At 69.7% G+C, this 10,438-nt stretch carries 12 protein-coding genes; 4 read left to right on the forward strand and 8 right to left on the reverse strand.

The window, feature by feature from the left end:
- Window positions 1-621: DNA polymerase (locus tag K2X24_RS01075; protein WP_292493878.1), on the forward strand; the 621-nt coding region annotated here is incomplete at its 5' end.
- Between the two features lie 19 nt (window positions 622-640).
- Here the strand turns inward: K2X24_RS01075 and K2X24_RS01080 are convergent.
- Window positions 641-976, reverse strand: coding sequence for a hypothetical protein (locus K2X24_RS01080; RefSeq protein WP_292493880.1), 336 nt, complete (start codon window positions 974-976; stop codon window positions 641-643).
- Between the two features lie 162 nt (window positions 977-1,138).
- Complete coding sequence (locus tag K2X24_RS01085) at window positions 1,139-1,651, reverse strand: CatB-related O-acetyltransferase (RefSeq protein WP_292493882.1); 513 nt, start codon at window positions 1,649-1,651, stop codon at window positions 1,139-1,141.
- A 357-nt stretch (window positions 1,652-2,008) separates the two neighbouring features.
- Between K2X24_RS01085 and K2X24_RS01090 the strand changes: the two genes are divergently transcribed.
- The gene (locus K2X24_RS01090; RefSeq protein ID WP_292493884.1) at window positions 2,009-2,725 is read left to right on the forward strand and encodes a DUF4142 domain-containing protein; all 717 of its coding nucleotides are present in this window, start codon (window positions 2,009-2,011) and stop codon (window positions 2,723-2,725) included.
- Between the two features lie 185 nt (window positions 2,726-2,910).
- Here K2X24_RS01090 and gph read toward each other — a convergent pair whose 3' ends face one another.
- Window positions 2,911-3,591 (reverse strand): phosphoglycolate phosphatase, encoded by a 681-nt coding sequence (gene gph, locus K2X24_RS01095; RefSeq protein WP_292493886.1) that lies wholly within the window; start codon window positions 3,589-3,591, stop codon window positions 2,911-2,913.
- Window positions 3,592-3,927: 336 nt separating this feature from the next.
- Between gph and K2X24_RS01100 the strand changes: the two genes are divergently transcribed.
- Both K2X24_RS01100 and K2X24_RS01105 read left to right on the forward strand, forming a co-directional pair.
- Window positions 3,928-4,425 carry a GcrA family cell cycle regulator gene (locus K2X24_RS01100; RefSeq protein ID WP_292493888.1) on the forward strand — a complete coding sequence of 166 codons (498 nt, stop codon included), beginning with the start codon at window positions 3,928-3,930 and terminating at the stop codon, window positions 4,423-4,425.
- Between the two features lie 90 nt (window positions 4,426-4,515).
- Window positions 4,516-4,758: a hypothetical protein gene (locus tag K2X24_RS01105; protein ID WP_292493890.1), complete on the forward strand. Its 243-nt coding sequence runs from the start codon at window positions 4,516-4,518 to the stop codon at window positions 4,756-4,758.
- Window positions 4,759-4,763: 5 nt separating this feature from the next.
- Here the strand turns inward: K2X24_RS01105 and K2X24_RS01110 are convergent, their stop codons facing one another.
- The 5 genes from K2X24_RS01110 to K2X24_RS01130 all read right to left on the reverse strand — a co-directional run.
- The gene (locus K2X24_RS01110) at window positions 4,764-4,973 is read right to left on the reverse strand and encodes a hypothetical protein (RefSeq protein ID WP_292493892.1); all 210 of its coding nucleotides are present in this window, start codon (window positions 4,971-4,973) and stop codon (window positions 4,764-4,766) included.
- A gap of 117 nt (window positions 4,974-5,090) precedes the next feature.
- Window positions 5,091-6,758, reverse strand: a complete 1,668-nt coding sequence (gene recN, locus K2X24_RS01115) for a DNA repair protein RecN (protein ID WP_292493894.1) — start codon at window positions 6,756-6,758, stop codon at window positions 5,091-5,093.
- A 131-nt stretch (window positions 6,759-6,889) separates the two neighbouring features.
- Window positions 6,890-7,768: an outer membrane protein assembly factor BamD gene (locus K2X24_RS01120; RefSeq protein WP_292493896.1), complete on the reverse strand. Its 879-nt coding sequence runs from the start codon at window positions 7,766-7,768 to the stop codon at window positions 6,890-6,892.
- A 222-nt stretch (window positions 7,769-7,990) separates the two neighbouring features.
- Window positions 7,991-8,938: a UDP-3-O-acyl-N-acetylglucosamine deacetylase gene (gene lpxC / locus K2X24_RS01125; RefSeq protein ID WP_292493898.1), complete on the reverse strand. Its 948-nt coding sequence runs from the start codon at window positions 8,936-8,938 to the stop codon at window positions 7,991-7,993.
- A gap of 328 nt (window positions 8,939-9,266) precedes the next feature.
- Window positions 9,267-10,438 (reverse strand): cell division protein FtsZ (locus K2X24_RS01130; protein ID WP_292493900.1); only part of this gene is annotated, 1,172 nt, incomplete at its 5' end.

Here is a 10,438-nt window from a genome sequence, read left to right on the forward strand (position 1 = left end):
TTCGCGGACGGCATCGACATCCACGCGGCGACCGCGAGCGCGATGTTCGGGGTGCCGCTCGCCGAGATGACCTCGGACCTGAGGCGCCGCGCCAAGACCATCAATTTCGGCATCATCTACGGCATCTCGGCCTTCGGTCTGGCCGACCGCCTCGGCATCGGCCGCGAGGAGGCCGGCGCCTTCATCAAGCAGTATTTCGAGCGCTTCCCCGGCATCCGCGCCTATATCGACGACACCCGGCGCCGCTGCCGGGACCTCGGCTACGTCACCACCCTGTTCGGCCGGGTCTGCCACTATCCGCAGATCCGCTCGAACAACCCCAACGAGCGCGCGAGCGTCGAGCGTCAGGCCATCAACGCCCCGATCCAGGGCTCGGCCGCCGACATCATCCGCCGGGCGATGATCCGCATGGAGGACGCCCTGAAGGCCGAGCGGCTCAACGTGCGCATGCTGCTGCAGGTGCACGACGAACTCGTGTTCGAGGCCCCCGAGGACGAGGTCGAGAAGGCCCTGCCGGTGATCACCCGCATCATGGTCGACGCCCCCGCCCCCGCCCTGACCCTGCGGGTGCCGCTGGTGGTGGAGGCGCGGGCGGCGTTGAACTGGGAGGAGGCGCATTGAGGTGCTCTTCTGTACGCCCTCAGCCCTCGAAATTCAGGTCGTCGCCAATCAGGAGATCGCGCCCAGTCCTGGGAACGGGAAATCCGTAACCGGCCCCCGTCTCTCCCCAGGACAGACGACCGCTCGCATGGTATTTGCTCATGTAGATGTCGATGCAGATCTTCTGCAATGTTAGATGAAGAGCTTGAACCGCATCGATACCCGCACTGAAATTGTACCTGCGCTCATGCGGCCAACCGATCTCGTATCGGCAGACCCATGAAGAGCCGTCTCGCTCCGGGGTAGAGATGAGCACCTCGATTTGCAGTTCAGAACCATCGGTTCTGTAGCTCAGAACGCGCTCCGCAATGATCACGCGCACCTCCTCTCTGCCGGGGGCAGCTTTGATCGATATCGCCCGTAACTGGCACGCATTGGGGTCGAGGCCCGCGCCGTCCTTAGAGTGCCTCGCAAAACCCCGACCGTCGACAGTTCTCGCCTTGAGCACCCGGTGCCACGGGAGTTTTGTGAGAGACACTTAGTCGGGAGACACCTCACTCAGCGCCGCCTCCGCCCGGTCGAGGAAGCCTGCGATGTCCGTGCTAAGCATCAGGGGCAGGTATTCGGCGATGCGCTCGTCCGGCCAGGACCACCACTCCGTTCTGAGCAGCCGCGCGATGGTCGCCGCATCGAAGCGGTGGCGGACCACCTCTGCGGGATTGCCGGTCACGATGGCATAGGGCGGGAGGTCGCGCCGCACGACGGCGCCCGCGCCGACGACCGCTCCGGTGCCGATGGTGACGCCCGAAAGGATCGTGCAGTTCGCTCCGAGCCAGACGTCGTCGCCGATCACCACGTCGCCGCGCGTGTCGTGATCCGGCCCGGCCTGCAGGGCCGGTCCCCACAACGCCCCACCCACGAGTCCCGCGATAGCCTTGAACGGGTAGGTGGTCACGAGGTCGGTGCGATGATTGCCGAGGGCGATCGTGACGCTCGGCCCGATGGAGCAGAACCGCCCGATCGTCAGGCCGGCGAGATCGGCTTCGAGCACGCGCGGGCACCCGTAGGTATGCGCGCCGATGGACTAACCCCAGCGCTGAATCTCGCGGGCGAGATGGAAGCGGGTGAGGTCGTCGAAAACGGGCTGGGGATCGATCATGGGGTCTCCTGGCCGCGCGCTCGGCCGGTCCAGACTGCATCGCGAATGCAGCGTTGTCGCCAGTGCATCGGAGCCGTCCCTCGTCGCAGAGGGCTCCGCGATGGCGCTGGGGCAGGCGAAGAACACCCCCGCGAACGCAATGCTCCAATGCGACGCAGGGTGGAACACCCCGCCGGACCACGTGTTGCCGCACCGCAAACGAATATTCAGGAACGGCGCCCTCCGGGCGCCCCGGAAAGAGAACCCGCCATGACCAAGTCCCTCCTCGCCGCCCTCGGCCTGTCGGTCGCCGCCCTCGCCACCCCGGCGCTCGCGCAGGAGCCGCTGTCCTTCCGCGTCGCGCCGCAGTTCGACGGCAACCAGCCGGCCGTGACCGACACCTCCGATTTTCGCGCCGCCGCCCTGCGCTCGGATGCGGTGAGCATCGAGTCGAGCCGCATCGCCCTGGAGCGCTCGCGCAACCCGCGTGTCCGCCAGTACGCCCACAACGTCCTCGTGGAGCGTAAGGCCACCACCCAGGCGCTTCTGCCCGAGGGCACCTCGCTGACCGCCGGCGGCACCGTCGTCTCCGACACGCAGCCCTTCGAGACCCGCCTCGACAACCCGGTCGGCGTGGTGCTCGCCCCGGTGACGATCTCGGCCACGATCGCCCAGCGGGTCTTCGGCGGCGTCCTCGGCGGCGTCGGCCTCGTGGACAACAGCCCCTCCGAGCCGGGCCGTCGCGTCGCCATCGGCGCCGAGGGTCAGGGCCGCATCGACCGCCTGAAGTCCGCCCGTCCGGGCCGCGACTTCGACCGGACCTACGTCGACCAGCAGGCCAATTCGGACGCCCGGACGCTGGGCCTGTACGCCTCCTACGCCCGCAACGGCGACAACGCGCAGGGCCGTGAGTTCGCCAACCAGGCGCTGCCCTACATCGCCGGCGAGCACGCCCACTCGGCCAACCTCGCCGACCGCATCAACTGATCGGTCTCTCAGACCAAATCCGTTTGATCCCTTCGGGATGGCGGATTTGGGCTTCGCTCGAGCGCCGCGTGGGCTTGCTGATACATCATCCGCTTTGATCAAGCGGATGACATATCAGACACGACACGACGAAGGGCCGCCCCGTGGGACGGCCCTCTTTTCGTGGCGCGGGGCCGTCCGGTCCGTCAGGCGGCCGGGACCAGGGCGTCCACGGCGGCGGCGAGCTCGTCGAAATGGGCGATGACCCGATCCGGACCGAGTTCCGTCACCGGCAGGTCGGTGTAGCCGAAGGGCACGGCCACCACGGGGATGCCGGCGGCCTTGGCGGCGTCGATGTCGGCGCGCGAATCCCCCACCATCACGGCGCGGGCCGGATCGCCGCCGGCCCGCTCCATCGTCAGGGTGATGTGGCGCGGATCGGGCTTGAAGTACGGGAAGGTCTCGCGCCCGCAGATCGTCGCGAAGCGGTCGGCGATGCCGAGCAGGCCGAGCAGGCGCACCGCCTGTCCCTCGTACTTGTTGGTGCAGACGGCGAGGAGGAAGCCGCGGGCCCGGAGGGCGTCGAGCGCCTCGACCACGCCGGGGAACAGGTGCGACTGCTCGCAGAGATGGTCGCCGTAATGGGCGATGAAGTCCGAGAACAGCGCGTCCAGGCGCTCGGTGGACAGCGGCTCGCCGGCCGTGGTGAAGCCGCGCTGGATCAGCGCCTTGGCACCCGCCCCGATCATGTCCCGGGCCTGTTCGAGGGGCAGCGTCCGGAGTCCCTCCCGGCGCAGGATCACGTTCAGGGTACCGATGAGGTCGCCTGCGGTCTCGGCCAGGGTTCCGTCGAGGTCGAACACGGCGATCGGGGGTCGGGCGGTCATGGGGTCTCGCGGTCAGGACGGGGGCCGATCGCCCCTGGAGCGGGCGCGGTCGCGGGGCGGGTTCGCCCGGCTCTAGACCATCGCGTCCGATCCGGCGAGGCGTGCCGGCTGCCGCCGGCCGATCCTTTGCCGGTGGACAGGCCCCGCGTCCGCCGCACGTGCCGGCCGGGGCACACTTGCCTCCGCGTCACGGCCTCCTGTACGGTTTGCCACGTCGACGGCCGGGGGGTCGGTTCGGCCATCATCCGAAGGTTCCTGCCGTGTCGGCACGGCGCCCGCGCCCCGCGAGGGAGCGGCGACGCGGAACGGTCGGGTGCGACGATTTCGGAGGGGGCGATGGTGGATACGGTCCCGAGCTGGTCGGACGAGCGCGTCGACCACCTGCGCAGGCTGTGGGAGGAGGGCCTGAGCGCCAGCCAGATCGCCACGCAACTCGGCGGGGTCACCCGCAACGCGGTCATCGGCAAGATCCACCGCCTCGGCCTCTCGGGCCGGGTCAAGTCGGCCGAGATGGCGGCCGGCACGCCGCGTCCCAATCCCGGCGACGCCGTGATGGATGCCGAGGACGCGATCCCGATGGGTGAGATGCCGATCGGGACGCTCTCGGCATCGACGGTCGCCCCGGTGGCGCTCTCGATCACCCGCCGCGTGACCATCATGGATCTGCGCGAATCCATGTGCCGCTGGCCGATCGGCGACCCGACCGCGCCGGACTTCCACTATTGCGGCGACCGGTCGATCACCGGACTGCCCTACTGCACCACCCACGCCCAGATCGCCTACCAGCCGGCCGCCGAGCGCAAGCGCGACCGCCGCATCGGCGGCTTCCGCTGATCCCGCAGCGCGGGGGGATGGCACGGTTTCGCCACGTCGCGCGTTGGGTTCCGTCGCCGGTTCCCGACCGGCGCGGGAAGGTGATCAACCGTGACGGAGACATCGAGCAGCACCGACGCGGCCGAGGCCGCCTTCCTGGATCTGCACGCGCAGCGTGAGGATCTCGAGCGGCAATTGTCCATGGCCCGGATGCGTCAGCAGTTCGGCACCGGCCAGGACGAAATCGAGCGGGCGGGCGACGAGGAGAAGTCTCTCCTCCTCAGCCTGGACCGGGTCCTGACGCAGATCCGGGCAGCGGAATACAAGCGCCGACCGAACTCGCGGCGCTGGTAGGCGAGTCAGTCCATCCGGCGCCGGTCGCGCTCCTTGTGCCGGAGGCGCAGGAGCAGATCGATCTGGCTGTCCGGGATCGGCTGGGTGTCGCAGGTTTCTTCATAGATCGAGCGCAGGGCTGTCCCGAGCCGGTAGCGCGTGTCGTCGGGCAGGTTCGGCTGACACGCATTCTCGTGCGCGGCCTCCCTCTCGCGGTCGCAAATCCTCTGGTCCAACGTCTCAGTCCCTCGTTCGAGCGATCCAACGCCGGCGCCGAATCGGAGCGCACTCGCCGTTTATCGAGTGTCACCGAACGTGGTTAAGAAAGCCTTAACGCCGGACCCACCTCGCGCTCAGGCGTCGGCCGCCTGCAGCAGGCGCGCGGCCGCGGCCCGGGCCTCGTCCGTCACCGTGGCGCCGGCCAGCATCCGGGCGATCTCCTCGCGCCGGGCCGGGGCCTCCAGGGAGGCGACCCGCGTCGCGACCCGGTCGCTGCCCTTGACCGGGTCCTTCGCGATGAGGAAGTGCGTGCCGGCCCGCGCCGCCACCTGGGGGGCATGGGTGACGGCCACGACCTGGACCTGGGTGGAGAGCCGCCCGAGGCGCGCCCCGATGGCGTCCGCCACGGCGCCGCCGACGCCGGTGTCGATCTCGTCGAAGATCAGGGTCGGCGCCGAACCCTTGTCGGCCAGCACCACCTTGAGGGCGAGCATGAAGCGGGAAAGCTCGCCGCCGGAGGCGACCTTCATCATCGGGCCCGGCCGCGTCCCCGGATTGGTCTGGGCCCAGAACTCGACCCGGTCCATGCCGGCGGGATCGCGCGATTCCGGATCGGTGGCGATCTCGGTGATGAAGCGGGCGCGCTCCAGCTTGAGCGGAGGCAGCTCGGCCTTCACGGCCGCGTCGAGGGCCTTGGCCGCACGCTTGCGCCCCTCCGTCAGCCGGGTGGCGGCCTTGGCATAGGCGGCCTCCGCGTCGGCAAGGGTCTGTTCCAGGCCCGCCATGGCCTCTTCGCCCGCGTCGATGGCGGCCACATCCGCCGCGTAGCGCTCGCGCAGGGCGGCCAGATCGTCGACCGGAACCTGGTACTTGCGCGATGCGGCGCGGAGCGCGAACAGCCGCTCCTCCACCCGCTCCAGTTCGCGCGGATCGAACTCCGCCTCGCGCAGGGCGACGTCGAGGACGGTGTGGGCCTCGTCGAGGGCGGTCAGGGCGGTGTCGAGGGCGGCCACGCAGGGCTCGACCAGGGCGGGCAGCTGCGCGGACCGCCGTTCCAGCTTGCGCAGGGCCGAGGAGAGGTGGGACACGATGGCGCCGCCGGAGGCCTCGATGGCCTCGTTGAGCTCGCGCGCGACCTTCTCGCTCTGCTGCATCACCGTGCGGCGCTCGGCCAGGGTGGTCTCTTCCCCCGCCTCGGGCGCCAGGATCTCCAGTTCGGCGACCGCGTGGCGGAGGAAGTCGGCCTCCTTGGCGGCGGCCGCGACGCGGGCGCGGTGGTCCGAGAGGGCGCTGCGCGCAGCCTTCACCCGCCGGGCCGCCGACGTCACCTGTGCGAGCGGCCCCTGCAGGTCGCCGAAGGCGTCGAGGATGGCGCGATGGGTGGTGGGATCGGCGAGTGCCCGGTCGTCGTGCTGCCCGTGGATCTCCACGAGGGCCGCGCCGATCGCCCGCAGGGCCTGTACGCCGACAGCCTGGTCGTTGACGAAGGCGCGGGTACGCCCGTCGGCCATCTGCACGCGGCGCAGGATGAGGTCGCCCTCGGTGTCGATCTCGGCCTCCGCCGCGAGCGCCCGCGCCGGATGGTCGAGGGGCACGTCGAACACGGCGGTGACGGCGCCCTGCCCTTCTCCGTGGCGCACGAGGCGGCCGTCGCCGCGCCCGCCCAGCGCCAGGGCGAAGGCATCGAGCAGGATCGATTTGCCCGCGCCCGTCTCGCCGGTCAGGACACTGAGTCCATCGCGAAAATTCAGGACGAGCTTGTCGATGAGAACGATGTCGCGGATCGCGAGCTGGCTCAGCATGCCGCGTCTGGGGTCCCGTTGTGAACGCTGGCGCCGTGTTTACGGCGAAGTGCCGCCGGCTTCACGCAAAAAGATGCCGCCCCCCTCGGGGAGCGGCAAAGCGGCACTTGACGGGCGTGGAAGCCGGAGACCTACTGGGCCTCGGCGGTGCGCCCGATGACGCCGCGATAGACCTTGCTGAGCCAGGAGGTCTTCTCCTCGCGCGGCTCCAGGCCACCGTTCTGAAGGAGCGCGTGGGCGTCCTTGTACCAGGGGCTGTCGGGGAAGTTGTGGCCGAGCACGGCGGCGGCGGTCTGCGCCTCCTGGGTCAGGCCCAGCGCCATGTAGGCCTCGGTCAGGCGCTCGAGGGCCTCCTCGGCGTGGCGGGTCGTCTGGTACTTGCTGACCACGTCGCGGAAGCGGTTGATCGCGGCGGGGAAGTTGCGGCGCTCGAGGTAGAAGCGCCCGACCTCCATCTCCTTGCCGGCGAGCTGGTCGCGGGTGATCTGGATCTTGGCCTTGGCGTCGGCGGCGTATTCGGAGGTCGGATACTTCTGGACGAGTTCCTGCAGGCCGGCGAGCGCCTTCTCGGAGCGGTCCTGGTCGCGGGTCACGTCCGGGATCTGCTTATAGTGCGACATCGCCATGAGGTACTGGGCGTAGGCCGCGTCCTTGCTCGCCGGGTGGCGCTGCAGGTAGCGCTTCGAGGCGTTGATCGCGTCGTCGTACTTCGCGCCCTCGTAATTCGAGTAGGCGGTCATCAGCAGCGCTTTGCGCGACCAGTCGGAGTAGCTGTAGGCCTTGTCGAGTTCGCCGAACTTCTTCGAGGCGCCCTCGTAATCCTTGTCCTCCATGCGCGCCAAGCCCTCGCTGTAGAGCTTGTCGGCGGGAACGTCCGGGATGACCTCGGGCTTGTACTTCTCGGCGAAGGGATTGATCGAGTCGAGGGCGTCGCAGCCACCCAGGCCGAGGCCGCACAGGGTCACGAGCACGGCCGCCATCGTACCGCTTTTGGGTTGGTTCAGGCGCATTCCGGTCTTCCCCCAACAGACGGGTCCGTTTCGGACGCGCGTCGTCAAGCCATCACAGTCAGGTCGGTCGCGTGGCTGACGGCCTCATGCCACGATCCGGGTGCGTTGCACACCGGACGGACGTCCCGTTTCACGCTGGATTCACCGTGGAGGGCGATTTGGGCGCGAAAGCGGCGGGCGGGCCACGCCCTTAGCAGAAAGGAGAGGTGTGTGTCGGTGGCGCTACAGATCGCCGACGAAGGCGGCGATCCCGAGGCTGGCGCCGAACTCGGTCAGGCTGGTCTCGCGGCGGGTGCTGGCGCCCTCGACGATGGCGTAGTTGGCGCGATCGGAGAACAGGGCCGTGAGGACGCCGACATTCATGCGGTGGCCGCCGCAATAGGACCGGTAGCCACCCTGGAGCGGCAGGCCCGCGAGGGCGAGGTCGCCCACCGCGTCGAGGAACTTGTGCCGGACGAACTCGTCGGCGTAGCGCAGGCCCTCGGGGTTCACGACCGCGGTCTCGCCGACCGCGACGGTGTTCTCGAGGGACGCGCCGAGGGCGAAGCCCGCCTTCCAGTAGCGCTCCACGTCGCGCATCATGCCGAAGGTGCGGGCGCCGGCGATCTCGCGGCGGTAGGCGGCGGGGGTGAGGTCCATCGCCTTGCGGCTGCGGCCGATCACCGGGTTCTCGAAATCGATCTCGACGTCGAGGCGAAAGCCCCTGTCGATGGGGCGAAGTTCGGCGAAGGCGCGGCCGACCTCGATGCGGACGGCGCGGAGCACCTTGATCCAGCGGCGGGGCGCGCCGCACGACGCGATCCCGACGGCGTCGATGGCCTGTACGTAGGGGAGCGCGCTGCCGTCGAGGATCGGCATCTCGGGGCCGTCGATCTCGACGAGGACGTTGTCGATCCCCAGGCCGTAGAGCGCCGACATCAGGTGCTCGATGGTGGCGACCGCGCCGCTCTCGACGTCACCGATCACGGTGCAGAGCTCGGTGGCGGAGACGCAGGCGTGGTGGGCCTTGATGAGACGGTCGTTGCCGGTGGTCATGCCGGTGCGGAGGAAGGCGATGCCGTGGTTGGCGGGCGCCGGATGCAGCGTGATCTCGACCGGGTTTCCGGAATGGACGCCGATGCCGCTCAGGGTCGCGGGGGCTTTGAGAGTTGTCTGTTGGTTCGTTCGCATTCCATAGCCCTCGGCCGTGATCGGGCGTGCCCATCCCATCGGGATAGGCATTCAGCCCCTGGCGATCCGTCCGCTGCTTGAAGCCCCTGCCGGCGCTTGACGGTCTGAAACCGCCGCGCCTGTCGTTCCAAAATTCGTATAGCTGCGCCGCAAAGCGAGGCCAAATCACGGATTCTTACGTACTGTTACAGCCGCGGTTTCGTCAGGCGATTTCGAAAGTCTATTTAGAACAGTGACTTGAGAACAAGCATGGCCCGGAGCCGTGGGGCTCCGGGCCTGTGACTGAAATACCTCAGCCGGTGGGTCGTGGGGCGTCGGACGCCCGGCTTCAGTTGGCCTGGCGGCGCAGGAAAGCCGGGATTTCGAGCTGGTCGTCGTCCATCATCCGGGGCTGGGGCGCGACGCGGCCCTGGGGATCCAGGTTGCCCTGGGCCGGGCGATAGGCCGGCGGTGCCTGCACCGGTGCACGCCGGGGCGCTTCCACGGGGGCGGCGGCCTGGGGCATCGGGGCGGGGGCGCGCATCGGCGGAAGCGGTGCGGCCTCGGCCTCCTCACGGCGACCGCCGAACCCCACGGTGGCCAGGCGGCGCAGCAGGGTCATGCGCTTGGAATCCCCGGCCGGCTCGGCCGGCTGCTCCTCGCGGGCCCGCAGTTGGGCCTGGGCGGGAAGCGGCAGGTCCTGGATCTGCGGCATGCGGGGAGCGCGGGCGACGGCCACGGCCGGACGCGGCGGCACGAACGGACCGGCGGCCATTTGCGGAGCGGGCTCGGGGGCCTGGACCGGGGCGGGCTCGTACGCCATGGCGGCGCGGGGCTGCGTCTGGGTCAGCATCACCTCGTCGCGCATCACCGGCGCCTGCGGCAGGTCCACCCGCATCGGCTCGGGCGCGAAGGCGACCGGCTCCGGCGCGCGGGGCGCCTGCATCGGCGCCGGGGCCTGGGCCGGAGCGGCCTGGACCTGAGCCGCAGCGGGAGCCGCCGGGGCGGCTACGGGCTGCTCCTGTCCGGCGGGGCGAAAGGTCGGCGCGGGCTGTGCCGCCCGCGCCCTCGCTTCCGCTCGCAGACGCTCGGCGACTTCGGCGATGCGCTGCTCGGTCTGCACGATGTCGGGGTTGTTCTGGGAGTTGGCGGCGATCAGGGCCGGCTCGATGCCGGTGGCAACCACCGAGACCCGGATGATGCCGTCGAGGCTCTCGTCGAAGGTGGCGCCGAGGATGATGTTGGCCTCGGAATCGACCTCCTCGCGGATGCGGGTGGCGGCCTCGTCGAGCTCGTACAGGGTCAGGTCGTTGCCGCCGGTGATCGAGATCAGCAGGCCGCGCGCGCCCTTCATCGAGACTTCGTCGAGGAGCGGGTTGGCGATGGCCGCTTCCGCCGCCCGGTTGGCGCGGTTCTCGCCCGAGGCCTCGCCGGTGCCCATCATGGCCTTGCCCATGCCGCGCATGATCGCGCGGACGTCGGCGAAGTCGAGGTTGATCAGGCCTTCCTTGACCATCAGGT

This window comes from Methylobacterium sp. (assembly GCF_019750675.1).
GTDB lineage: Bacteria > Pseudomonadota > Alphaproteobacteria > Rhizobiales > Beijerinckiaceae > Methylobacterium.